The 25,445-nt window shown below is 49.1% G+C and carries 24 protein-coding genes; 23 read left to right on the forward strand and 1 reads right to left on the reverse strand.

The genetic code is table 11. From position 1 onward, the window contains the following. Positions 1-221 precede the first annotated feature (221 nt). The 21 genes from I2H39_RS16950 (at position 222) to I2H39_RS17050 (ending at position 23,693) form a co-directional block, all read left to right on the forward strand. Positions 222-1,484, forward strand: coding sequence for a Glu/Leu/Phe/Val dehydrogenase (locus I2H39_RS16950; protein ID WP_138308218.1), 1,263 nt, complete (start codon positions 222-224; stop codon positions 1,482-1,484). 107 nt (positions 1,485-1,591) lie between these two features. Then, positions 1,592-2,782 carry a pyridoxal phosphate-dependent aminotransferase gene (locus I2H39_RS16955; protein WP_138308215.1) on the forward strand — a complete coding sequence of 397 codons (1,191 nt, stop codon included), beginning with the start codon at positions 1,592-1,594 and terminating at the stop codon, positions 2,780-2,782. Between the two features lie 36 nt (positions 2,783-2,818). Continuing rightward, positions 2,819-4,138 carry an ABC transporter substrate-binding protein gene (locus tag I2H39_RS16960; protein ID WP_171042609.1) on the forward strand — a complete coding sequence of 440 codons (1,320 nt, stop codon included), beginning with the start codon at positions 2,819-2,821 and terminating at the stop codon, positions 4,136-4,138. A 20-nt stretch (positions 4,139-4,158) separates the two neighbouring features. Next, on the forward strand, positions 4,159-5,016 hold the full coding sequence (locus I2H39_RS16965) for a branched-chain amino acid ABC transporter permease (protein WP_138308211.1): 858 nt from the start codon (positions 4,159-4,161) through the stop codon (positions 5,014-5,016). A 5-nt stretch (positions 5,017-5,021) separates the two neighbouring features. After that, a complete protein-coding gene (locus tag I2H39_RS16970) occupies positions 5,022-6,056 on the forward strand; it encodes a branched-chain amino acid ABC transporter permease (RefSeq protein ID WP_171042608.1) in 1,035 nt (344 codons plus the stop codon). Then, a complete protein-coding gene (locus I2H39_RS16975) occupies positions 6,053-6,763 on the forward strand; it encodes an ABC transporter ATP-binding protein (RefSeq protein ID WP_138308207.1) in 711 nt (236 codons plus the stop codon). The genes I2H39_RS16970 and I2H39_RS16975 overlap by 4 nt, the downstream gene beginning before the upstream one ends. A gap of 2 nt (positions 6,764-6,765) precedes the next feature. Continuing rightward, entirely contained in the window at positions 6,766-7,473 is a 708-nt protein-coding gene (locus I2H39_RS16980) for an ABC transporter ATP-binding protein (RefSeq protein WP_330641038.1), read from the forward strand. 8 nt (positions 7,474-7,481) lie between these two features. Beyond that, positions 7,482-8,444, forward strand: a complete 963-nt coding sequence (locus I2H39_RS16985; RefSeq protein ID WP_138308203.1) for an aminopeptidase — start codon at positions 7,482-7,484, stop codon at positions 8,442-8,444. Between the two features lie 44 nt (positions 8,445-8,488). Further along, positions 8,489-9,388, forward strand: coding sequence for a dihydrodipicolinate synthase family protein (locus I2H39_RS16990; protein ID WP_195627078.1), 900 nt, complete (start codon positions 8,489-8,491; stop codon positions 9,386-9,388). A 15-nt stretch (positions 9,389-9,403) separates the two neighbouring features. Then, positions 9,404-10,288 (forward strand): 2-hydroxy-3-oxopropionate reductase, encoded by an 885-nt coding sequence (garR, locus tag I2H39_RS16995; protein WP_138308534.1) that lies wholly within the window; start codon positions 9,404-9,406, stop codon positions 10,286-10,288. 259 nt (positions 10,289-10,547) lie between these two features. Further along, positions 10,548-11,570 (forward strand): substrate-binding domain-containing protein, encoded by a 1,023-nt coding sequence (locus I2H39_RS17000; protein ID WP_138308199.1) that lies wholly within the window; start codon positions 10,548-10,550, stop codon positions 11,568-11,570. Between the two features lie 17 nt (positions 11,571-11,587). After that, on the forward strand, positions 11,588-13,114 hold the full coding sequence (locus I2H39_RS17005; RefSeq protein WP_138308197.1) for a histidine kinase: 1,527 nt from the start codon (positions 11,588-11,590) through the stop codon (positions 13,112-13,114). Further along, entirely contained in the window at positions 13,089-14,702 is a 1,614-nt protein-coding gene (locus tag I2H39_RS17010; RefSeq protein ID WP_195627079.1) for a response regulator, read from the forward strand. Before I2H39_RS17005 ends, I2H39_RS17010 begins: the two co-directional genes overlap by 26 nt. 65 nt (positions 14,703-14,767) lie before the next feature. Then, entirely contained in the window at positions 14,768-15,829 is a 1,062-nt protein-coding gene (locus tag I2H39_RS17015; RefSeq protein WP_195627080.1) for a substrate-binding domain-containing protein, read from the forward strand. A gap of 162 nt (positions 15,830-15,991) precedes the next feature. Further along, the gene (gene chvE / locus I2H39_RS17020) at positions 15,992-17,167 is read left to right on the forward strand and encodes a multiple monosaccharide ABC transporter substrate-binding protein (protein WP_138308190.1); all 1,176 of its coding nucleotides are present in this window, start codon (positions 15,992-15,994) and stop codon (positions 17,165-17,167) included. A gap of 88 nt (positions 17,168-17,255) precedes the next feature. Next, positions 17,256-18,794, forward strand: coding sequence for a multiple monosaccharide ABC transporter ATP-binding protein (gene mmsA, locus I2H39_RS17025; protein WP_138308188.1), 1,539 nt, complete (start codon positions 17,256-17,258; stop codon positions 18,792-18,794). A 3-nt stretch (positions 18,795-18,797) separates the two neighbouring features. Beyond that, positions 18,798-19,970: a multiple monosaccharide ABC transporter permease gene (gene mmsB, locus I2H39_RS17030; protein WP_138308186.1), complete on the forward strand. Its 1,173-nt coding sequence runs from the start codon at positions 18,798-18,800 to the stop codon at positions 19,968-19,970. Between the two features lie 136 nt (positions 19,971-20,106). Next, entirely contained in the window at positions 20,107-20,745 is a 639-nt protein-coding gene (nth, locus tag I2H39_RS17035; protein WP_195627081.1) for an endonuclease III, read from the forward strand. Positions 20,746-20,872: 127 nt separating this feature from the next. Beyond that, the gene (locus I2H39_RS17040) at positions 20,873-21,439 is read left to right on the forward strand and encodes a GNAT family N-acetyltransferase (protein WP_330641036.1); all 567 of its coding nucleotides are present in this window, start codon (positions 20,873-20,875) and stop codon (positions 21,437-21,439) included. Between the two features lie 88 nt (positions 21,440-21,527). Continuing rightward, positions 21,528-22,799, forward strand: a complete 1,272-nt coding sequence (locus I2H39_RS17045; RefSeq protein WP_138308182.1) for a DUF4272 domain-containing protein — start codon at positions 21,528-21,530, stop codon at positions 22,797-22,799. Between the two features lie 27 nt (positions 22,800-22,826). After that, positions 22,827-23,693 carry a patatin family protein gene (locus I2H39_RS17050; protein ID WP_195627082.1) on the forward strand — a complete coding sequence of 289 codons (867 nt, stop codon included), beginning with the start codon at positions 22,827-22,829 and terminating at the stop codon, positions 23,691-23,693. A gap of 47 nt (positions 23,694-23,740) precedes the next feature. Here I2H39_RS17050 and I2H39_RS17055 read toward each other — a convergent pair whose 3' ends face one another. Next, complete coding sequence (locus tag I2H39_RS17055) at positions 23,741-24,091, reverse strand: helix-turn-helix domain-containing protein (protein ID WP_195627083.1); 351 nt, start codon at positions 24,089-24,091, stop codon at positions 23,741-23,743. Between the two features lie 214 nt (positions 24,092-24,305). Between I2H39_RS17055 and I2H39_RS17060 the strand changes: the two genes are divergently transcribed. Then, a complete protein-coding gene (locus tag I2H39_RS17060) occupies positions 24,306-24,737 on the forward strand; it encodes a PPC domain-containing DNA-binding protein (RefSeq protein WP_138308176.1) in 432 nt (143 codons plus the stop codon). 195 nt (positions 24,738-24,932) lie between these two features. After that, positions 24,933-25,415 carry a peptide deformylase gene (locus I2H39_RS17065; RefSeq protein WP_138308174.1) on the forward strand — a complete coding sequence of 161 codons (483 nt, stop codon included), beginning with the start codon at positions 24,933-24,935 and terminating at the stop codon, positions 25,413-25,415. Positions 25,416-25,445: the final 30 nt, after the last annotated feature.

Consider the following 25,445-nt stretch of genomic DNA (forward strand, 5'->3'; position numbering starts at 1 on the left):
AAATCCATAGATTGTATCTATAGATTGTGGGGTAAATATGCATTTGTGCGAATAAATAAAGGAAGATATAATTAAATCATGAAAAAACTATATTACATCAAAAGATTATAGATTATTTTGCTAAGATTTACAACAAAATAAATCAATTTATCCATGGGAATATTTGGAACAAAAGCAATGAACCGGTTTATGCATAATAAATAAAAAAGGGGTATATGCAAATGGGAGACAATTATAATCCTTATGATGAGGTATTGGAAATTGTGCGTCAAGCCGCGGATTTGTTAGGATATGCGCCAAAGGATTACGAGGCAATCAAATATCCGGAAAGAGAGCTTAAGGTTTCCATCCCTGTGGAGATGGATGATGGTTCAGTGCGTGTATTTGAGGGCTTCCGGATACAGCACTCAACTTCCAGGGGACCTGCCAAGGGAGGTATCCGCTACCACGAGGGCGTAAACCAGAATGAGGTAAAGGCACTGGCTGCCTGGATGACTTTTAAGGCTGCTGTTGTAGGGATTCCCTACGGAGGAGGAAAAGGCGGTGTGGTAGTAGACCCGTCCAAGCTTTCCGAGAGGGAGCTGAGATGTCTTACAAGGCGGTTTACTGCCATGATATCACCCATCATAGGACCGGACCAGGACATTCCTGCGCCGGATGTGGGAACCAATGCAAGGGTGATGGGGTGGATGATGGATACCTACAGCATGCTGAAGGGCCATTGTGTCCCGGGAGTGGTAACAGGGAAACCTCTGGAGATAGGAGGCGCCTTAGGCCGGAAGGATGCCACGGGAAGAGGCGTCATGTTTACTGCCCTCAATGTGCTGGAGGTACTGAGAATGGGCAGGGATGAGGCTACGGTTGCGGTCCAGGGATTTGGAAATGTGGGGGAGACCACTGCAAGACTTCTTCACCAGGCCGGAATCAAAGTGATTGCAGTCAGCGACGTCAGCGGTGGGTTGTATAAACAGGAAGGGCTGGATATTCCGGATATCTGCAGATACGTCACATCAGGAGAAAACCGCCTTTTAAAGGATTACAGGGCGGATGGCGTGACACATATATCAAACAGGGAGCTGCTGGGGCTGGATGTGACCATTTTAATTCCGGCAGCACTGGAGAACCAGATTAACAAGGCAAATGCGGATGAGGTAAAGGCCAGAATTGTATTGGAGGCAGCCAACGGACCCACTACCAATGAGGCTGACAAAATATTATTTGAGAAAAATATCGTGGTAATCCCGGATATATTGGCCAATGCTGGCGGCGTTATCGTGTCCTATTTTGAATGGGTCCAGAATATCCAGGAAGTAATGTGGAGTGAAGAAAAGATTAATCGGAAACTGGAAGAGATAATGGGTAATGCGTTTTTGAGCGTTTGGGATACGGCAACGGGACGGAAGATTTCCCCTCGTATGGCAGCATATCTGATTGCAGTAAAACGGGTTGTGGAGGCAAAAAAAATCAGAGGAATCTGGCCATAGGGAAGGAAACCGATACAGAGGCTGATAAGACGGCAAAGGCGCAAAGACGAAAATAAGTTTTTGCGCCCTTTTACTATGAACCGAATAAACTTAGGAGGATTACTACGATGATGAATGCATGTGAACCAGCAGAGCGGTTAAAAGAAGTACAGTTTTCACCAGTAAGAAAGGTTTTGGAAAAGGCAAATCAGATGGCGGCTGAAGGACGGAAAATTATCCATATGGAGGTTGGGGAACCTGATTTTGATACACCCAAACCCATAGTGACCGCAGCAGTGGATGCGCTGACCAGGAAGAAGATGACCCATTATGCACCCAACAGGGGAACATTAAAACTGAGAAAATCCATTGCATCCATGCTGAAAGCAGAATATCAGGTGGAAGTGGACCCGTCGGATGAGATATTGGTAACAGTAGGTGCGGCAGAGGCTATTTTTGATGTAATATTTTCACTGGTCAATGCATCAGATGAAGTTATCATACTTACCCCTGCCTACATGAATTATGAGAATTGTATCCATATGACCGGCGCGACATGTGTAAAGGTGGCGTTGGAGGAAAAGGACGGATTCCAAATTGACCGGGAACGTCTGGAGGCAGCCGTAACAGAGAAAACAAGAATGCTGGTGGTGACAAATCCCAACAATCCCACAGGGACCGTTCTTACAAGAGAAAGCCTGTCAATCATTGCGGATTTGGCCAAAAAACATGAATTTATTGTATTGGCCGATGAAATTTATTCCAGGCTGTCTTATGGAAACAGGAAGTTCTGTTCCCTGTCTTCCCTGGACGGAATGAGAGACAGGACCATCATGGTAAACGGGTTTTCAAAAGTATTTGCCATGACTGGATGGAGGGTTGGGTTTGTTGCCTGCCATCGCAAATTCATTCCTGCCATACTGAAAGTCCATCAGTACGCGACGACCTGTATACCTGGTTTTATCCAGGAGGGTCTGGCTGAAGGGATGGAAACAGAGGCGTGCACAGAAGCTGTGGACCATATGATAAGCTGTTTTGAGGAGAGGAGGGACTTTGTAGCATCTGAACTGGATAAGATACAGAAGCTCAGTTACGTCGATTCCATGGGGGCATTTTATTTCTTTATTAATGTATCAAAAACAGGAATGGATGGAAATGAATTTGCGGAAAAGCTTTTGGAAAAAAAGGGGGTGGCATTGGTTCCGGGACAGGCCTTTGGCGAAGCCTATGGTGATTTTGTAAGGCTGTCTTACGGAAGGGGGATGGATGTATTATCGGAAGGACTTACTCTGATGAATGAGTTTGTTAGGGAACTGTAAAAAACATACGCACAAATGATTAGGAGGAAACTGGGAATGAGAAAAAGAATCATAAGCTTACTGACAGCGGCAGCTATTGTGGTTTCATTTACAGGATGCACCCCCCAGGGGTCAGCCGGAAATTCTTCTGAAAACAAAGAGACACAGGCGTCTCAGGCAAAGACAGAGGAGGAATCCCAAACCATTAAAATAGGAGCGGTATATCCTCTGACAGGGACCAGCGCTGAGACAGGAAACCAGACAATCAATACACTGAAGGCCATGGCGGAGCTTATCAATCATGAATATGATATTGATTATCCCTTTGCCAAGACCCAGGGACTTCCTAATCTGGGCAATGCAAAGATAGAAATCATTGCAGCGGACAGCCAGGGAAATCCGGAAGTGGGCGCCACGGAAGCAGAGCGTCTGATAACGGAGGAAAATGTGACGGGATTAATTGGCTGTGATGCCAGCGGGGTGACTAAGACAGCCAGCGCTGTGGCTGAAAAATATGGTATTCCGTTCATTAATGCAGAGTCATCGTCGCCTACCCTGACGGAACGGGGACTAAAATATTTTTTCCGCACAGGACCAACGGATGCTACATTTGTGGAAGATACGTTTAATTATATGGACCTTTATAGAAAGGAAGCCGGCTTTGAAAATGTGGCTATCATAGCGGATGAGGCTGAGGCCGGCGTGAATTTTAAGAAATTGTGCGAAGCAGCAGCCGGGAATCATGGCTACAACATAGTCCAGTCCATTACATATCCTGGAAATCCTACCGGACTTACGTCAGAGGTACTTAAACTGAAGGATGCGAAACCGGACGTGGTACTGATTTATGCATTGACCGCAGAGGCCATTCTATATACCAATACATGTAAAGATTTGGATTTCAGCCCTAAGGCGACCTTTACAGCCAGGGGAGGATTTGTTGCAACGGAGTATTTCGACACCTGCGGCAAGGATGTGGATTACATATTTACGGCAAATGCCTGGAGTATGGACCTGGCTAATACAAAACCGTATCTGACCGAAATCAATAATCTGGCCAAGAAATTTTCCAACCATGATATGACTGGAAATACAGCACGCGCAGCCCAGGGTTTCCTTATCTTTGCAGATGCAATCAACCGGGCGGGGAGTACGGACGCCGACGCGATTGTCAAGGCATTGGAAGAGACGGATATGAATGAGGAATACCTGATTGTACCATGGACCGGGGTAACCTTTGACGAAAGCCATCAGAACACCCAGGCAACAGGCATCATCACCCAGATTCAGAATCAGGCATATGTGACCGTATATCCGGATTCTGCCAAGAGTGCTGAGTCTATAATCCCGGTACCGGCATGGAGTGAACGAGACTAGCGGAAAGGCAGGTGCATTTTATGACATTGCTGTTGCAGGTCCTGCTGGAAGGGACATTTACAGGGATGATTATTGCCCTGATAGCGATGGGGGTTTCGCTTATTTGGGGTGTCATGTACATTGTTAATTTTGCTCATGGGGAAATACTGATGCTTGGTATGTTCATATCCTATTATTTCAGCGTTAAATCAGGACTGGACCCGCTTCTCTGTCTGCCTATTGCAGCGGTGGTAATGTATTGTTTTGGAATTGTTTTTTACAAGGTGCTTATAAAGCGTGTCATGAATGCGCCTATGTTAAGCCAGCTTTTGCTTACATATGCCCTCAGTATTGTGCTGGTCAACGTTGCTCAGATAGCGTTTGGTTCTGACTTTAAGACAGTGCCGAACCAGATATTTACAGGCTCGTTTTCCGCAGGAGGTCTAATTATATCCTACTCAAAGCTGGTTCCCTTTATTATCTGTATCGTCACTGCAGTTACCCTGTATTATATTCTGAACAGGACACAGCTGGGGAGGGCCATTAAGGCGACTGCCTTAAATAAGGACGCGGCAGCGCTGGTGGGAATCAATCCGGAAAAGGCATATATGCGCTGCGTTGGTATTGCCGCGGCTACTGCCGGAATCGGCGGAGTGGCGTTGTCCTATTACTTTTATGTATATCCAAGCGTTGGTTCGGTATTCATTAATTTTGGCTTTGTAGCTTGTTGTATCGGCGGTATGGGAAGTATACCCGGGGCTGTAATCGGGGGTGTCCTGATGGGAATCATGGATACGGTGGTGGGAACTTATACCAATGCAGCTCTTAAATACCTGGCTGTATTTGCCCTGTTCCTGCTGGTGGTTTATAAAAGGCCCAAGGGCCTGTTTGGGTGGTGATGCTTATGAAAATTGGAAAACGAATGAGAGAAGCCCTTTTTATCAGCAATATAAAGCCTTGGCATCTGATACTCACTGTCCTGATTATAATTGCATATCCCCACGTATTCACCAAAAGTTTTCAGCAGAATTTGGGAATCCTGATTCTGATGTGGGCATGTCTGGGTTCTGCCTGGAATATATTCGGCGGATATACAGGCCAGGTGTCCCTTGGCCAGGCCATGTTCTTTGGCGTGGGGGCATATGGAGCAGTGCTTCCTTTTTATTACTGGAATGTCACTCCGTGGATTGGCATGCTGATAGGTATGTTTTTTGCAACGCTTCTTGCGCTGCTGGTGGCTCTGCCTATATTTAAATTAAGCGCGCAGTATTTTGCCATTGCCACCATGGCGCTGGGGGAAACCGTACGTATCATAGCGGTGAACCTGCCCTTTACAAAAGGAATGATGGGGATTGATTTTCTTAATATGAAGATGAATCCCTGGTATTCCCTGCAATTCAGGGGAAAGCTGCATTATTATTACATTTTCGGTGTCATACTGATGCTTGTGATATCTATCATGATATATATCAACAGCTCAAGAATCGGATATTACTTCAGAACAATCAAAGCGAATCAGACAGCGGCAGAAAGCGTAGGAATCAATGCCAGAAAATATAAGACCATTGCGCTGGTAATCAGCGCATGCATCGCATCTCTGTGCGGCTCTTTCTACGCCATGTATCAGACCTATATTGACCCGAGCACCGTGTTTATAAATACCCTTTCAACAAAAATGATTATCATGGCGGTAATCGGGGGCGTGGGAACCATTTACGGACCTGTGATTGGGGCTGCGCTTATTGTGCCGCTGGGAGAATATACCAGGGCCACCATCGGAGCCACTATATCAGGGATTGACCTGGTTCTGTATGGCGTCTTAATCATACTCACTATTTTGTACCAGCCTCAAGGCGTTTTGAAGCTGTCCGGTAATCTGATTCACAAAGCCAGGAGTAAGGAGCCGGGCCGCTCCGCCGGGAAGGGGGGCAGTGCATGAGTATATTGGAGGTAACGGGCCTGACAAAAAAGTTCGGAGGTTTGACTGCGGTATCGGATGTGACGTTTGATATTGAAGAAGGTCAGGTGTATGGCGTCGTGGGACCTAATGGGGCAGGAAAGACAACCATGTTCAATCTTATCAGTGGAATTTATCCCGCCACAGCCGGGACCATACTTTTTAATGGGGAGGATGTGACATGCCTGCCGCCGTATGAAAGAGCAAAAAAGGGGATTGGCAGGACGTTCCAGATTCCCATGTCCATGGATTCCATGACTGTGCTTGATAATGCCACTGTAGGCGCCATGCTTCACATTCCGGGCACTATGGAGGCCAAGGAATATGCGGATATGATACTTGAATTTGTGGGACTGGGAAGTAAGAAGGACCAGCTGGCCGGTTCTCTCAGCGTCATTCAGAAGAAACGGCTGGAGATTGCAAGGGCACTCAGTACAAAGCCGAAACTCCTGCTTTTGGATGAATGTATGGCAGGGCTCAATGGAGCGGAACGTGAAGCTGCCATCGACCTGGTGAAGAGGATAAATAAGAGGGGAATCTCCATCCTGGCCATTGAACATGTGATGCCGGTGGTAATGGGAATCTGTGAACGGGTCCTGGTATTGCAGTATGGACAGCGGATTGCAGAAGGAACACCGGAGGAGATTACAAAGGATGAAAAAGTGATTGCTGCTTATCTGGGGGAATGATTATGCTGGAAGTGAAAAACTTGAAATTTGGATACAGCGCTATGATGCCGGTCCTGAATGATATATCCTTCCAGGCCGGGAATCAGGAGATTGTTGCCATTCTTGGCTCAAATGGAGCCGGAAAGACCACGACATTAAAAACAGTTTCCGGATTACTAAAGCCCTGGGAGGGAGCCATAACTTATAATGGGGAAGATATCACCGGCATGCCCGCGTATGAGGTCCTGAAAAAAGGAATATCCCTTGTACCGGAAGGAAGGATGCTGTTCGGAAAACTGACTGTCTATGAAAATCTGTCCATGGGGGCATATACAAGAAAAAATCAGGATGAAATCAAAAAGACACTGGATATGGTCTATGAATTGTTTCCCAGGGTCAGGGAACGCGCAGAGCAAAAGGCGGAGACCTTGTCAGGAGGAGAACAGCAGATGGTAGCCATTGCAAGGGGCCTTATGTCAAAACCATCTTTGCTGATATTGGACGAACCGTCCCTGGGCCTGATGCCTAAGCTGGTAAAAGAAGTGCTGCAGTTTGTAAAGACAATCCGTGAGACGGGCATATCGGTTCTGATTGTAGAACAAAATGTCAACGAAACCCTTGCGATTGCAGACCGGGCCTATGTCATACAGGACGGCACTACGGTGATATCAGGAACCCCGGAGGAACTGAACGGTAATGATGAAATACGCAGGATATATCTTGGAATGTAGGAGGAGCTATGGGAGAAATGCCATTAGGAATCCGGTCTCTTCTGGGACCGATTACCGACTTAAAACCAGAGGAACGAGTCCTCATTGTTACGGATACGGAGAAATTTCAGATAGGAAAGGAACTGTTTGACTGGGCTTCCAAGGCCAATGAGACATCTATGGCAGTGATGACGCCCAGGACGTCCCACGGGGATGAGCCCACTGCGGAGATAGCGGCAGCCATGGACACAGCCGATGTTATCTTCGCAGCCACGTCCATGTCCATGTTCCATTCCCAGGCCAGACGCAGGGTGGTACTAAACGGCCATTGCCGGTATGTGAATCTGGTTGATTATATACCATCCATGTTTCATGAAGGCGGGCTTACAGCCGACTTTTTGGAGATTACAGAGATATTAAACCGCATTGCCCCGCATTTCAGCGGAAAGAAACTGGAACTCACATCACCCGGGGGAACAAACCTGGTATGCAGTGTGGAGGGAAGGGGGCCTGTGATTGATTATGGCCGCAGCATCCGTCCGGGCCAGTCGTCATCGCCGCCTAACGCTGAAATTGCCCTGGGACCGGTGGAGGGAACCGCCCAGGGGGTATTGGTAATAGACGGAAGCATCCCGCACCCCAGTCTGAACATGATACGGGAACCCATTACCATGCAGGTTGAGGATGGACAGATTGTGATGATTTCCGGAACAGATGAAGCTGAAACATTGAGGCGGATTCTGGAACAGTATAAGGACAGCCGGGTTTATAATATCGGTGAAATAGGGCTTCCTGTAAACCGGGAAAATAAAATATGCGGACGCATGCTGGCAGATGAAGGCGCCTATGGGACCGTACATATTGGAATTGGAAACAATCTTTCATTTGGCGGCAATGTGGAGGCTCCCCTTCATATGGATATGGTTATAAGAGATATCACGTTGAAAATTGACGGGAGGGTTATATCTCAAAACGGGATACTGCAGGTATAAAATACGCTCTAAGGCATACGTAAATTAAAGAGAGGGAAAATTATATGAATACAGAATTTATAAAGGGAGTCATTGTCCCCATACTGACACCCATTGATAAAGATGAAGTGATGGATGAAGGAAAAATGAGAAAACAGGTGGATTTCGTCATTGATGGAGGTGTTTCCGGTATTCTGGCATTTGGAAGCAACGGCGAATTTTATATGGCGGAAGAGGATGAGATGATATGGGCCTTGAATATCATGCTGGACCAGTCTTCCGGCCGGGTACCGGTTTATATGGGAATCGGGGCAATCAGCACCAAGAAATGCATCCGCATTGCAAAAGCCGCAGCCGCAGCCGGCGCAGACGGCATATCGGTTCTCCAGCCCATGTTTCTGAAACCCACAGAGGACGAGCTGTACCTGCATTTCAAACGTATTGCGGATGCAGTGCCGGATACCCCCATGTTATTATATAATAATCCGGGGCGTACCGGGTATACCCTGAGCGCCGGCCTGGTGGAACGTCTGGCCAGAGAAGTGCCGAATATTGTAGGTATGAAGGATTCCTCCGGTGATATGACACAGACAGAGGAATTCATAAGAAGAACCTCCGATATAGGCTTTAAGGTTTTTGGAGGAAAGGACACCCTGATTTTTGGGGCAATGGTCCACGGAGCCGCGGGCTGTGTGGCCACAACAGCAAATTTTATACCGGAATTAGTTACAAGTATCTATAATCTTTATATGGAGGGAGATTTGGACGGCGCGAGGAAAGCGCAGTTTAAGCTGAATCCCATCAGATTGTCCATGGATAAGGCCAGCTTTCCGGTGGCCACAAAAGATTTAGCCAATATGCTGGGCCTGGACGTGGGAAAACCATATACACCAAATCTGCCGGGGCATAAGCAGGCAATAGAAGCAATGGAACTGCAGATGCGCGGAGCGGGTTACATAGAATAGAGGTTGAGGCAGATGATGAAAGTTGGATTTATCGGTCTTGGTATCATGGGGTACCATATGGCGTGTAATTTGAGTAAAGGCGGATATCAGGTTTATGCCTACGATATTATGCCGGAGGCTGTGGAACGGGCAGAAAAGTCAGGATGCATCGGCTGCGCAAGCATTAAGGAGGTAGCAGATCAGTGTGAGGATATCATAACAATGCTGCCCAACGGCCCGCATGTGAAATCCGTTGTTTTAGGCAATGGGGGAATCGCTGAATTTGGGGGATGCGGAACATTTATCATTGACATGAGCTCCATTGCTCCGGGAGTCTCCAGGGAAATTGCTGAAGAACTTAGTCTGAAAGGAATCCATATGATGGATGCGCCTGTATCAGGAGGCGAACCAAAAGCAGCAGACGGAACCCTGGCAATCATGGCAGGAGGAAGCCGGGAGGATTTTGAACGGGCCGGAAAATATTTTGATATACTGGGGTCTTCAGCCATACTGGTTGGCGGTGTGGGAAGCGGAAATACATGTAAGCTTACCAACCAGATGATTGTGGCAGTGAACATAGCTGCCCTGTCAGAGGGATTACAGCTGGCAGCAAGGGCGGGCGCAGATGTGGAGAAGGTGTACGAAGCAATTAAAGGCGGCCTTGCAGGTTCAACCGTTATGAATGCAAAGGCTCCTATGATGCTGGAAGGAAATTATAAACCGGGCTTTAAAATTGATTTGCATATTAAGGATTTGACCAATGCAATGGAGACAGGGTACGCCACCCATACCCCAATGCCGCTGACCGCCCAGGTGATGCAGATGTTTCAGGTTCTGAAGGCAGACGGGTGCGGGCAGGAAGACCACGGAGCGTTAATCAAGTATTATCAGAAATTGACAGGAACGGATGTGACACAATAGAGTGGGGAAGGGCGCACGGACACTTGGAGGAATGGGAGCGATATCACCCGCTTGAATCAATTTGAATAAAGGGGAGATTATTTAATCAGGACGATGGGGTCCTTCTTATCTATCGGCATGTCAGTGTATCTGGCATGCCGTTTTTTTGCGGCCTGTAAATGATGCTTCTGCGGACAGGTTAAGACATTGGTTATTGTCCATTTTACCCGGAAGCAGTATAATAAATGCATTATGGATAAAGGGCAGGCACAGAAAACCAATGAAAAACCGGGTACGCATGGAACGGATTATTGTAATTGCAGGAATACTGGTAGTGCTGTTCCTCACGCTGGTCACCAGCTCCTATTACCAGAATGTCTTAAAGCAGGTAGGAGATGAGGGCGGAGAGGATGGGAATGGATACCGCTACCACTATGTCATGATAGTGGAGGACTCCGACATGCCCTTCTGGAAGGATGTGTATGAGAGTACCAGGGAGGCTGCCAGGGAGAACAACGCTCTGGTGGAGCTGATGGGAAAGAGCCTTTCCTCCACCATAGAGATGGAGAGCCTTATGGATATGGCCATTGCCTCCAGGGTGGACGGAATCATCCTGGAATACACAGGCGGCCATAAAATAGATGAGCGGATTAATGACGCGGGTAAGGCGGGAATACCTGTGGTCACGGTTCTTAAGGACGCTTCGGATACCAGCCGTATAAGCTTTGTGGGGGTCAATGATTATCAGCTGGGCCGGCAGTACGGGGAACAAATCCTTAAGCTGGTGCCCCGGGATAAGGATGATGTGGAGGTGATGCTCCTCCTGCATGACAGGGACAACAGCAGCCAGGCCCAGATAGCAGAGCAGGTCAACAACCTGCTGGTGACCTCGCCGGACACATCGGGAAGGGTCAGGCTCATACAGGAAACCATGCGTTCCACCGGAAAGGTGGATGCGGATGAAACCATAAGGAACATATTTTTCCGTAAGGAGGGCATACCGGATGTCCTTGTATGTACGGAGGCCGTGGACACAGAGGCAGCCTATCAGGCTATGATAGACTATAATAAGGTAGGGGAGCTCCAGCTGCTGGGGTATTACAAGTCAGACCAGATTCTGGAGGCTGTTACAAAGGGAAATATTCCGGTTACGCTGGTCATTGACACGGAGCAGATGGGGCGTTACTGTGTACAGGCATTGGAGGAGTATCTGCAGGAAGGACATGCCAACTCCTATTACAGTGTGGATTTGCAGTTTGTCACAAAGGAAAATGTGGGCCAGCTAATGAAACGCGGGCGTTGAGTAAGGAAAAGTGGGCAATGTATATGGAAAGACCGGGAAAGAACATATGGGGCCGCCTGAGCCTGGAGAAAAAGATACTGCTGGCCGTAACCCTTATGATACTGACGTTATTTGTAAGCAATATATTTATCTATCTCCAGGTAAATAAAATAGCCGGAAAAATGGATACGGTATATGCCAGCAATGTCAACCTGAGCGAGCTGTCAGAGGCATTGGAACATGTGCAGAAGGACATGGGGGACTATGTGTCCGTGAAGAGCTCAGACAGCCTGGAGAGCTATTATAAAAGCCAGCAGGAATACCAGGAATTTTTAGAACGCCTGAATGACAAAACAGTTGACAAGCCGGGGAAAATCCTGGAAAAAAACATCCGTATGATGTCGGAATCCTATCTGGCCGTGACCCAGGATGCGGTCCAGGCCAAGAGGGGACGGAATGTGGAGCGGTACAGGGAGGCTTATGAGAGGGCACTTACCCTGTACCAGTACATCAACATGCGTATATCGGAGCTCAACGAGCTTCAGTTTAAAAATAACTCAGCCAGTTATCAGACCATGAGAGAGGCCCTTCGCTATATGGAGGTGTTTAATATGGTAATCCTGATGATTGTGATGATGGCCGGACTTATGGTGCTCAGGATGCTGGTAAAGGATATGGTGACGCCTCTTACCAGTCTGGCAAGGACCGCCAATCTGGTGGGCCAGGGTAATTTTAATGTTAAAATGCCGCATACGGACTCCAATGACGAGATTGGCATTGTCACCAGGACCTTTAACCAGATGGTGGGCAGTCTGGAGGAGTACGTGGCCAAGGTGAAGGAGGGGGCGGAGAAGGAGCAGGAGCTCCTGGAGCGTGAGCTATTAATGGAAAACCATCTGAAGGAAGCGCGTCTTAAATACCTCCAGTCCCAGATTAATCCCCATTTCCTGTTTAATTCCCTCAATGCAGGGGCGCAGCTGGCCATGATGGAGGATGCGGAAAAAACCTGTATTTTCCTGGACAAAATGGCGGAATTTTTCCGCTATAATGTAAAAAAGGGGCTGGAGGACGCCACCGTAGGGGATGAGACTGCTGCGGCTGAAAATTATATTTACATACTGAACGTAAGGTTTGCAGGGGACATACAGTTTAAGGAGTCCATAGACCACCGGGTATTGGATGTGAAGATGCCCAGCATGATACTGCAGCCCATTGTGGAGAATGCGGTCAGGCATGGAATCCGGGGCATGGAAGAGAATGGGACCATCCTGCTGACGGTCCGGGGAGGCAGGGATTTTATCCGCATCAGTGTCCGGGATAACGGAAAGGGCATGAGCAGGGAGAGGATTCTTGAGGTCATGGAAGGCAGGAAGCAGGAAACGCCGGATGACGGCGATTCCACGGGAATCGGACTGGATAATGTGGTAAGCCGTCTGGAGCTGTATTACCAGCAAAAGGGCCTGGTCCAGATTGTGAGCGAAGGCCCCGGAACGGGGACCGAGGTTATCATCCATATTCCGGTGAAGGAGGAAGACGAACATGTTTCGGATATTACTGGCAGATGACGAGGGGATTATGCTGGAGTCCCTAAAGCATATCATTACCACCAGCTTTGGAAGTGAATGTGAGATACAGTGTGTCAAGACAGGAAGGGCTGTTGTGGAGATGGCGGAGAGCTTTCACCCGGACATTGCGTTTGTGGACATCCATATGCCGGGGCTCAGCGGTATCCAGGCCATCCAGGAAATCAGGAAGGTCAATAAGGAGATGATTATCATCATCATCACGGCCTACGACAAATTCGCCTATGCAAAGGAGGCTGTGAACCTGGGGGTTATGGAGTATCTGACCAAGCCAATTTCCAATAAGAAAATCATTCTGGACGTATGCATGAAAGCCATGCAGAGGGTGGAGGAAGCCAGGCAGAAACGCAGCGACGACCTTAAGATAAGGGAACGTCTGGAAATCGTGGTGCCCATGATTGAGAGCGGATTTATCTACAACATGCTCCAGGACGACGGAGGTACGGACAGCTCCGGCTATCAGGAACTGCTGGGAATCCGTGACGGCTACGGTTTCTGCCTGGTGCTGGAATTCGGAGACAGGGATGAGAACGGCAGGCTGACCAATGCAATTGGCTCCAGCGTAAAGGCTAATAAATATTATCAGGATATGAGGGAAATCCTTAAGGATTATTTTTCCTGCATTACAGGACCTGTCATGGGCAACCGGGTGGTGCTGTATGTGCCCTCCCCTGAGCCGGTGCTTAAGTATGAAGAACGGGTGGAGGTCATTACCAGGACAAGAACCATGCTTCAGAAACTGGAGGAGCGCATTGGCAGTGATTTCCGCAGCGGCATCGGGAGTACAAAACCAATGGAAAACGCAAAAGAGTCCTATGGGGAGGCGCTGAGAGCCCTGCGGGAGAGCGGAAGCCATGTGGTCCACATCATGGATATCCCAAGCAGGCAGGAGGACGTGACCGGGGAATATCCAAGGGAGCTGGAAAACAGCTATTATGAGCGGGGAATGAAGGCGGACAGCGAGGGAGCCGCTGCCTGCGGAGCGGAACTGTTTTCCTGCATGGAGGGAAGGTATGGCTGCCGCGAGGACATGGAGGCAAAGGTGCTGGAGCTTATCATGCAGCTGGAGTACCGGATATGCGCAAAAGACGGCACTGAGTTCGGCCTGAAGCCCAGGGGCAGCTATATACGCGAAATAAGGGATGCATCTGACAGCGACAAATTATGCCTCTGGTTCCTGGAAAAGACACGGGAAATATGCAAATGCGCAGGTACTGAGAAAAAGAAGGAGATGGAGTATCTGGTGGATTCAGTGAGGAAATACATTGATGAAAATTACCAGAAGGATATATCACTGGACGAGATATCCAGAATGGTAAATATAAGCCCTTACTATTTCAGCAAGCTGTTTAAGCAGGGAACAGGGGAAAATTTCATCGAGTACCTGACCCGGACCAGGATGAGACAGGCCTGCGTCTGCCTTCAGAACCCGGATTACAGCATCAAACAGATATGCGCCATGGTAGGATACAGCGACCCCAATTACTTCAGCCGTATTTTCAAGAAATACGAGGGCGTCAATCCCAGTGAGTACAGGGAACGGCTGGAGAATGGAACAGGAAAGGGGTAAGGAAGGGGCCGGAGAATGGGCGGGAAAAGGATAAGGAAAAGATGAGGAAAGGATAGGGAAACGGTATGAGTATACGCAAAAGGGGTACTGCAGGACGCATTGCCTGTATACTGGCAGCAGTCCTGTTTACAGTCCTGGCTGCTTCGGGCTGTGCCGGAACAGAGGACGCAGCGGCGGGCAGTGTGGAGCAGGAGGAGCCGAAGGTACAGATTGGTCTCAGCTTTGAATCCTTTGTCATAGAACGGTGGATGCGTGAGCGGGATGTGTTCGTGTCCACGGCAAAGGAGCTGGGGGCGGAGGTCAATGTGCAGAATGCCAACGGGGATGTGCAGGAACAGATTTCCCAGATAGAGTATTTCATCAAAAAGCAGGTGGATGTTATCGTGGTGGTGGCAGGGGACTGTGAGGCGCTGTCGGATGTGATGATTAAAGCACGGGAAGCCGGAATCAAGACGGTTTCCTATGACCGGCTTATAATGAATTCCGGATGCGACCTGTACATATCCTTTGACAATACCGAGGTGGGAAGGCTGATGGCCAGGAGCCTGCTGGAAAACATACCGGACGGAGGCAATATTTTCCTGATTCAGGGTCCGCTGACGGATAACAATGTAAAGCTTATCCGTGAGGGTATTGACGAGACGCTGGCAGGCAGCAATCTCAACGTGGTCTACGAGTCCAACTGTGTGGGCTGGATTGCGGAGAATGCCTATACCTACACCAAGGAGGGCTTAAAACAGGACCGCAATGTAAAGGGAATCATCTGCGGAAACGACGACCTGGCCAGCCAGGCCTTCCGGGCCCTGTCCGAGGAAAGGCTGGCCGGAAAGGTATGTGTGACCGGTCAGGACGGCGACCTGGCAGCCTGTCAGCGCATTGTGGAGGGTACCCAGGAGATGACGGCTTTTAAATCAGTGGAGCAGGAGGCCAGCATGGCAGCCAAATGCGCAGTGCTCCTGGGACTGGGGGAGGAAATCGAGGAGGTGCAGGACACTGCCTATGACGGTACCTATAACGTGCCCTATCTGGAGCTGCAGCCCATTGCCGTCACCAAGGAAAATATGGACGAGGTTATCATTAAGGGCGGGTTTCATGCCAAGGAGGATGTGTATCTGAATGTAAATTAGCATATTTTTAACTAAGAACAATATAAACTGAGCAAAAATGTCCTGTAGAGCACAGGGCATTTTTTTAAATCCCTTAAAAGTGTGCAGATGGGTGCCAAGCAAGTCCAGAGCCGGTTATGGTATATTGAAACCATCAAAAACATTTGGAGGAGGATTTACAATATGAAAAAGAAATTGTTAGTGACCATGCTTACATTAGCCATGGCAGGCAGCCTTATGGCATGCGGAAGCAAGGAGGGAGCCGCTCCTGCTTCAGAGGCAAAGACAGAGGCGCCGGCTGATTCAAAGGCAGAGGATGCCAAGGCTGAGGACACCAAGGCAGAGACAGAAGCAGCAAAGGACGGGGCTGCATCCGGCGAAAAGCATCTGGTTGGCGTGGCAATGCCCACCAAGGATTTGCAGAGATGGAACCAGGACGGAAGCAACATGAAGGCAGAGCTGGAGGCAGCAGGATATGAGGTAGACCTTCAGTACGCCAGCAACGATGTGCAGACCCAGGTATCCCAGGTGGAAAACATGATTTCCAACGGCTGTGAGATGCTGGTAATTGCATCCATCGACGGAAGCTCTCTGGGCGAGCCTCTGGGACAGGCCAAGGAAGCGGGCATACCGGTTATTTCTTATGACAGACTTCTTATGAACTCTGACGCTGTTACATACTATGCAACCTTTGACAACTATATGGTAGGACAGAAACAGGGCGAGTATCTGGTAGAGGCCCTTGGATTAGAGGAGAACGACGGACCGTTTAATATTGAGATGTTCACCGGCGACCCGGCTGACAACAACTGCAACTTCTTCTTCGGCGGAGCCATGGACGTGCTTCAGCCATACATTGACAGCGGAAAGCTGGTTGTAAAGTCCGGCCAGACCACATTTGAGCAGGTGGCAACCGCCAACTGGGATTCAGAGAAGGCACAGAACAGGATGGATACCATCATCGCAGGCAACTATTCCGACGGAACCGTATTACATGCAGTACTTTGCTCCAATGACTCCACTGCACTGGGTGTTGAGAATGCCCTTGCATCTTCCTATACCGGCGAATATCCTATTATCACAGGACAGGACTGCGACATTGCCAATACGAAGAACCTGATTGCCGGTAAGCAGGCCATGTCCGTATTCAAGGATACACGTACCCTGGCATCCCAGGTAGTTAAGATGGTGGACGCTGTTATGCAGGGCGGAGAGGCAGAAGTAAATGATACCAAGTCTTATGACAACGGCACAGGCGTAATCCCCACATATCTCTGCGAGCCGGTGGTTGTCACAATCGATAATTACAAAGAAATGCTGATTGATTCCGGCTATTACACGGAAGACCAGTTAAAGTAATCAGATGGACCGGTGAAACAGGCCGGAAAAGATGAGAATCGTACAGGCGGGGAGAAATACCCGCCTGTACGGTTGTAGGAGGGATAGAATGGCAGAGATACTTTTGGAAATGAGAAATATCACCAAGACCTTCCCCGGAGTAAAAGCCCTTGACAATGTAAACCTGAAGGTGGAAAAGGGAGAAATCCACGCACTGGTGGGGGAAAACGGAGCCGGTAAATCCACTCTCATGAACGTGCTCAGCGGCATATATCCCTACGGCACATATGAGGGCGATATCATTTACGACGGACAGGTGTGCAAGTTCGATAAAATCAGCGACAGTGAGGAAAAGGGAATCGTCATCATCCACCAGGAGCTGGCATTGATTCCATACATGTCCATTGGTGAGAACATGTATCTTGGAAATGAAAAAGGAAAGAAGATGGCAATTAACTGGGATGAGACATACGACGAGGCTGACCGCTATCTTAAGACAGTGGGCCTTAACGAGTCCTCCCATACGCTGATTAAGGATATCGGAGTGGGAAAGCAGCAGCTGGTGGAGATAGCCAAGGCCCTTGCCAAAAAGGCCCGGCTGCTGATTCTGGACGAACCAACGGCTTCCCTTAATGAGGATGATTCCAAGGCCCTGCTGGAGCTGCTGCTTAAATTCAAGCAGGAAGGCATGACATCCATCATTATTTCCCATAAACTCAATGAGATTGCATATGTGGCCGATAAGATAACGGTTATCCGTGACGGCGCCACCATTGAGACGCTGGATAAACAGACCGATGACATTTCAGAGGACCGAATCATAAAGGGCATGGTGGGACGTGAGCTGACGGACCGGTTCCCCAGGAGGGAAAACGTAAACATCGGAGACACTGCCCTGGAGGTTAAGGATTGGGTGGTATACCATCCCCTGTATTCAGACAGGAAGGTGGTGGACCACGTATCCCTCCGCGTCAACAAGGGGGAAGTGGTGGGAATCTGCGGGCTTATGGGAGCAGGGCGTACGGAGCTGGCCATGAGCATTTTCGGAAAGAGCTACGGCACCAATATATCGGGCCAGCTTTTTATCGGGGGAAAAGAGGTCCAGCTGAACACGGTTCACGATGCCATACACCATAAAATCGCATATGTAACCGAGGACAGGAAGGGGAACGGCCTTATCTTGTCCAATCCAATCCGTGTTAACACAACCCTTGCCAATATGGAGGCGGTCAGTAGCCATGGAGTCATAGACAAGGATAAGGAGTATATGGTGGCTGTGGAGTACAAGGATAAGCTGAAAACAAAATGTCCGGGAGTGGAGCAGAACGCAGGAAACCTAAGCGGCGGCAACCAGCAGAAGGTGCTTCTGGCCAAATGGATGTTCACAGAGCCGGATGTGCTGATTCTGGATGAGCCCACAAGGGGAATCGACGTGGGCGCAAAGTACGAGATATATTGTATCATAAACCGTCTGGTGGAGGAGGGAAAGTCCGTCATCATGATATCGTCGGAGCTTCCGGAGGTGCTGGGCATGTCGGACCGCATTTATATCATGAATGAGGGTAAGCTGGCCGGGGAAGTGGACGCAGCAGAAGCGACCCAGGAATATATCATGTCCTGTATTCTTAAAGCTGATAAAGGAGAGTAGACCATGAATCAAAAGCTGAAAATCTCAGAGATTCTGAAAAAATATACAATGATAATCGCTCTTGCGGTCATCATCATACTGTTTACCGCGAATACGGGAGGCAAAATGCTGCTTCCCCAGAACGTCAACAACCTGATTGCCCAGAACGCCTATGTATTCATTCTGGCCACCGGTATGCTGTTCTGTATCCTGACCGGCGGAAACATTGACCTTTCGGTTGGTTCCGTGGTGTGCTTCGTGGGCGCCATCGGCGGTAAGATGATGGTGGAAATGGGCATCAGCCCTTACCTTACCCTTATTGCCATGGCAGTCATGGGAATGCTGGTGGGAGCATGGCAGGGCTTCTGGATTGCCTATGTCAGGATACCTCCTTTCATCGTTACCCTGGCGGGAATGTTAATGTTTCGGGGACTTTCCAACGTGGTGCTCCAGGGCATGACCCTTGCACCCATACCGGACCAGTTCCTGGTGCTGTTTAATACTTATGTACCGGATTTCTTTGCAGTGGAAGGCTTTAACCTGACCTGTTTCCTGGTGGGCGTCATTGCCTGCGTTGTCTATGCATTTATCGTGTTCAATGGAAGACGGCAGAAGCTGGCAAAGGGGTATTATGTGGAACCCCTTACAGGCGTTGTTATCAAGATGGCAGTCATCTGCGTGGTCCTGCTTTCCTTCATGTTCCGTCTGGCCCAGTACAAGGGGATTCCCAACGCTCTTATATGGGTTGCGGTTATCATTGGAATCTACAGTTATATTGCTTCCAAGACCACCACAGGCCGTTATTTCTACGCTGTGGGCGGCAATGAGAAGGCAACAAAGCTTTCCGGTATCAATACCAACCGCGTATATTTCCTGGCTTACCTGAACATGGGCCTTCTGGCAGCCATAGCAGGCATGGTTACGGTGGCCAGACTGAATTCCGCCAACCCAACGGCAGGAAACAGCTATGAGATGGATGCCATCGGAGCTTGCTTCATCGGCGGAGCTTCGGCATACGGCGGAACCGGTACAGTCCCCGGCGTTATTGTGGGCGCTACCCTGATGGGCGTACTGAACCTGGGCATGAGCATCATGGGCGTGGACCAGAACCTGCAGAAGGTGGTAAAGGGCGGCGTTCTGCTGGCAGCGGTTATATTTGATGTGGTAAGTAAGAGAAAGTCGTTTATTGTCAAGTAATTATGTGAGATACAGGAAGAAACAAAATACCCTGCAGCCGGTTGTTTTAACAGCCTGCCGCAGGGTATTTTGCTTGAGAAACAGACGGGCGTCATGTATAATAAAAGTGCATTGCAGCATACAAAGGAGATAGGACATGACAAAGGAAAAACTTGCATTGGAAATCATAGACCGCCTGAAAAAGGAATACCCGGATGCAGGCTGTACCCTGGATTATGACCATGCGTGGAAACTGCTGGTCAGCGTACGTCTGGCGGCGCAGTGTACGGACGCAAGGGTGAATGTGGTGGTGGAGGACCTTTACGCCAGATACCCGGATGTGGATGCACTGGCAGAGGCGGATGTGGAAGAGATTGAACGGATTGTGAAGCCCTGCGGTCTGGGACACAGCAAGGCCAGGGACATCAGCGCCTGCATGAAAATACTGAAGGAACAGTACAAGGGTAAGGTGCCGGATAATTTTGACGCCCTGTTAAAGCTTCCCGGAGTGGGAAGAAAGAGCGCCAATCTGATTATGGGGGATGTGTTTGGAAAGCCGGCCATTGTGACGGACACCCACTGTATCCGCCTGGTGAACCGCATGGGTCTGGTGGATGGTGTCAAGGAGCCAAAGAAGGTGGAAATGGCTCTGTGGAAGCTTGTACCGCCTGAGGAAGGCAGTGATTTCTGCCACAGGCTGGTATTCCATGGCCGGGATGTCTGTACGGCCAGGACAAAACCCCATTGTGAGGCATGCTGTCTCAGTGATATCTGTAAAAAAGCAGGCGTGGAATAAACTTAAAATAATCCGGAATATCATGGGTTCCTAAAATGCGGGATGTGTGCTATATTAAAGAATAATATTCTGTTGCAGGTCAATCATGCTGCGCACATCCCTTGTATGTGCATGAAAGGAGAGGACTATGATGAAGAATTCCGGAACCGTAAGATTGGAGACAGAGCGGCTGGTACTGCGGCCTTTTGCGGCGGAGGATGCTGACGCCATGTACAGGAACTGGGCTAGTGATTCCCAGGTCACAAAGTTCCTTTTCTGGGAACCGCACAAGGATGTGGATGAGACAAGGGGAATCCTGGAGGGCTGGATTCAGTCCTATGGGTCCGGTGATTTTTATAACTGGGCCATAGCCTGGAAGGAAGATGAGAGCAATGTCATCGGAAATCTGAGCGTTCCGCAGCTCAACCAGAAGGCGGGGCGTGTGACAGTGGGATACTGTCTGAGCCGGAAATGGTGGAGGCACGGAATCATGAAGGAGGCATTTGCTGAGGTAATCCGGTTCTTTTTCGAGGAGGAGGGTGCTAACCGTGTGGAGGCCCTCCACGATACACGAAATGTGAACAGCGGAAAGGTTATGGCAGCCTGCGGGCTTAAGAAGGAAGGAACCCTGCGCCAGTATGGGTGGAATAATCAGGGGATATGCGATGAGTGTATCTATGGGATGGTGGCTTCGGATTATTTTGAAGGGAAATAGTAGAAAATATAAGGAATAATTTGTGTTTTCCCACCAAACATAGTATAATCAAACTGTTTTATACGGCTTAACCAAGAAGGAGATTTATATGGAATTGTTTGAAGAAAAAAATACAACAGAGACATCAGCCCCTGCAAATCGATATGAAGGCAAGTCCTTCATTTTCTCAGATATCCCGTCACAGGAAAAAATCATTCAAGTACTGTGCGCAACCTTTGGTCTGGACCCGGAGGGAAAGGGGGATACCCTGGTACTGCATAACGGAGATATAGAGATTCGTCTGGCAGTGGCCAGCGAATCCGCCGGTGAGCAGGCAGAGGAGTTCATAAAGAGACAGGTGGAGGGAACCTGCGACCATTTCTATCAGGTTGAAACAGGGGTGACGGATGTTAAAACCAACCTGCTGTACCAGATTGGACGGGCCAGAAGTTTCGTGCTGGTGGAATACGCCTTTGACGTGGAAGACCAGGAGGACATTGAGGACAAGAAGACCATGATTGAGGACATGTTTGTGTCCATCTTAAACGACCTGGAAGGAATCATTCTGATTCAGAACCAGGAAGAGAAAGAAGACAGCATGTTCTGCTGCGGTGAGAATGGGGAAAAGCTGCTGATTCTGTCCGACAAGGGCGGAAGTGCATTTACCCGCTATCTTCCCTATCAGGAGCCGGAGTTAAAGGCCGGAAAGGATATTACCCAGGAACAGGTAGACCGCAGGATGCGTACCATGCAGACCCTTATCGGCAATGCCGTCTATGTACCCGGATGGCTGCCCCCGGTTGCGCCTGCTTCACAGGTGACCTGTCCCTCCCTGGAAGAGACAGCGCAGAGGGCGCTGGCCATCATGGGCGTGGCCATTTATTCGGAATGCCTGCTGGATGAAAAAAACGGGATGGAAAAGGCCCAGAATTTCCTGATGGATTATATTGATAATAACAATACGCAGGATTATTTTTCACCCAGGGAGTGGAAGTATCTTCACGATACAGCTCCTGACAGGAAGGAAGTCCTGTCATTCTTAAGGCAGTATGAATCTCTATACGTGGTAGAGTGGGCGCTGGGACTGGTGGAGGAGCTGGGATTCCCGGACCATCCATGCAATCCGGCTGATTTGGTGAAGTCCCTGAGAAATGGCACCAGTATCAGTAAGATTATGGCAAAATCAAGGCCCAAGAGCCCAAGGGAGCTGCTGGATGCCTGCGACCTTATTTCCTGTCTGGAATGGTCCTGCATCAATGCCAGACGCCACAGGCTGCCGGAGCCAGTGGGTATGAAGTCAGGAGTGGTAAGGGAATGGCGCAAGGCGCTTAACTGGCTGACAGGCCAGGGCGATTGGGATGGTGTAAGGGCTGATTCCTAAGATGCGTCTGTAAAGAGGTTGATGGAAATGAAAACTGGAATTGTTGTGGAAGGCGGCGGAATGCGTGGCATTTACGCCGCCGGCGTATTGGATGTATTATTGGAACATGGCATTAAGGCAGACGGCCTGGTGGGCGTTTCGGCCGGAGCCATCCATGGGTGCAGTTTTGTGGCGGGGCAGGCCGGACGTTCCATCCGGTATAATCTGAAGTACTGCCGGGACCCCCGGTATATGAGTTTCCGCTCCCTGGTTATGACCGGGGACCTGGTGGGAAATGATTTCTGCTATCACGAACTGCCGGAGCGGCTGGACCCCTTTGACAATGATGCCTTTGAGGCGTCGCCGATGGAGTTTTATGCCACCTGTACGGATGTGGAAACCGGAAGGCCGGTGTACCACAGATGCGACAGCCTGAGGGGGGAGAATATTGAATGGATTCGGGCATCCGCGTCCATGCCCCTGGTTTCCAGGATTGTAGAGATAGAGGGACAGAAACTGCTGGACGGGGGAGTATCCGACTCCATACCGGCGGCAGCATTCCGCAAAATGGGCTTTGGCAAAAGCCTGGTCATACTTACAAGGCCGGATGGTTACCGCAAAAAGCCGGGCCACATGCTTCCCGCCATCCGAAGGGTGTACCGCCGGTATCCTGAATTTATAAAAACCATGGAGTGCCGTCACCTGATGTATAACAGGGAACTGGAAGAGGTCAGACGCATGGAGGCTGACGGGGAAATCTTTGTCATACGCCCCAGCCATCTTATTAAAATCAGCCGGACAGAGAACAGACCGGAGAAGATACAGAAGATGTATGATTTGGGGCGTCTTGACGGGATGAAGGCCCTCCGGGACACAGCAGATTTTTTAGGACTGGAGCCTGTTATGTACAGGTAATACCATAAAGGAGCCATGAACACCGGGATTGTGAAACGTATCCGGGTTCACGGCTCTTTTTGCGTTGATGTCTGTCCCATATTGTTTTTGTAATCCGTTCCCCAGGCCACCATGGAGTCCAGTATGGGCTTCAGGCTGTACCCTGTCTCTGTCAGGGTATATTCCACTTTTGGGGGAACCTGGGGGTATATCTTCCGGGTAATCAGTCCGGCCTGCTCCATGGCCCTGAGATGGCTGGTCAGAACTTTCTGGGTTATGCCGCTGACGGACCGCATGAGCTCGTTGAATATCTTAGTGCCTGTGAGCAAATCCCGGATGATGAGAACCTTCCATTTATCGCCAATGAGCTGCAGTGTCATTTCCACGGGACAGTCAGGGATTTTCATTCCGTTATCCATTATGTATCTCCTTCTGGTATCTTTATGATTGTATGGTGCAAAATAGCTGTTAGTATAATTGTATACCTATAAATGAGCCGTGACAATGGGGAAATTGGAATCAACCATAACAAAAAGTTAGAGCTTACCGTAAAAAATATAATTTTACATCTTACATATGTAAATATATAATGGTTAAATGTATTGTAAACTGTGTTTGAAAGGAGTCAATACCATGGAATATAAAAGATTTGGAGAAAAAATTGTTGTCCGCCTGAATCCGGGCGAGGAAGTGGCGGAGTGCATCCGGGAGGTTTGCAGAAATGAAAAGGTGGCACTGGGCGAGGTTTCCGGGCTGGGAGCTGCCTGCGAGGTGGAACTGGGGGTATTTGACACAGGGGAAAAGAAATATTACGGAAAGTCTTTTAAGGGAATCTATGAGATTGCCTCCCTTACAGGCAACATCACACAGCAGGGAGGAAATCCCTACCTTCATCTTCACATGGTAATCGGCAACCCTCTGGAGGGAGAATGCCATGGAGGGCATTTGAACAGGGCGGTTATCAGTGCCACTGCTGAGATTTTCATTACGGTGATTGACGGAACCGCTGGCAGAAGAATGAGTGAATCAATCGGACTGAATCTGATTGAATTCGCAGAAGTGTAGTAACCGGAAGGACAAAACTGAATTTGCAGAAGTGAAATATCCGGAAAGACAGGTCCGGGCTGCCCCATGTACAGGAGGCGGTCCGGCTTTTTTTGCTCATACCCTTTAATTGGGATTTGGAAATACTAAGGAATCATGATATACTAAGGAAAACGCGTTGTACATGAAAGAAAACAGCGCAGAGGGAGGCTTGATATGGAGCGGACGATTCTGCTATTGGGAAATCCTGAATTATATGAGGTCAGCGGGGAAGTAAAAAAAGAGGAGCTTCCGCAGATGGAACAGGTAAGGGAGGATTTAAAGGATACGCTGCTGGCATTCCGGTCCCGCTATGGCGTGGGAAGGGCCATTGCGGCGCCTCAGATTGGGGTGAGGAAACGTGTTATTTACCGGCATCTGGATACCCCAGTGCTGTTTATCAATCCCCGTCTTTCCTTTCCGGACCAGGAGCTGATAGACGTGATGGATGACTGTATGTCATTTCCCGGCCTTTTGGTGAGGGTCAAGCGGTATAAACGGTGCATCATATATTATAAAGATTTGGAATGGAATGACTGCTCCATGGAGCTGGAAGGGGATATGTCGGAACTGATTCAGCATGAGTACGACCATCTGGACGGAATACTCGCAACCCTCCGGGCTGTGGACAAAAGGGCCCTGGTGATGAAGCCTTATTGACGGATGAAGTATGGCGTCTGTGAGGACACA

Source organism: Clostridium sp. 1001283B150225_161107_B6 (genome assembly GCF_015556325.1).
Taxonomy (GTDB): Bacteria; Bacillota; Clostridia; order Lachnospirales; family Lachnospiraceae; genus Enterocloster.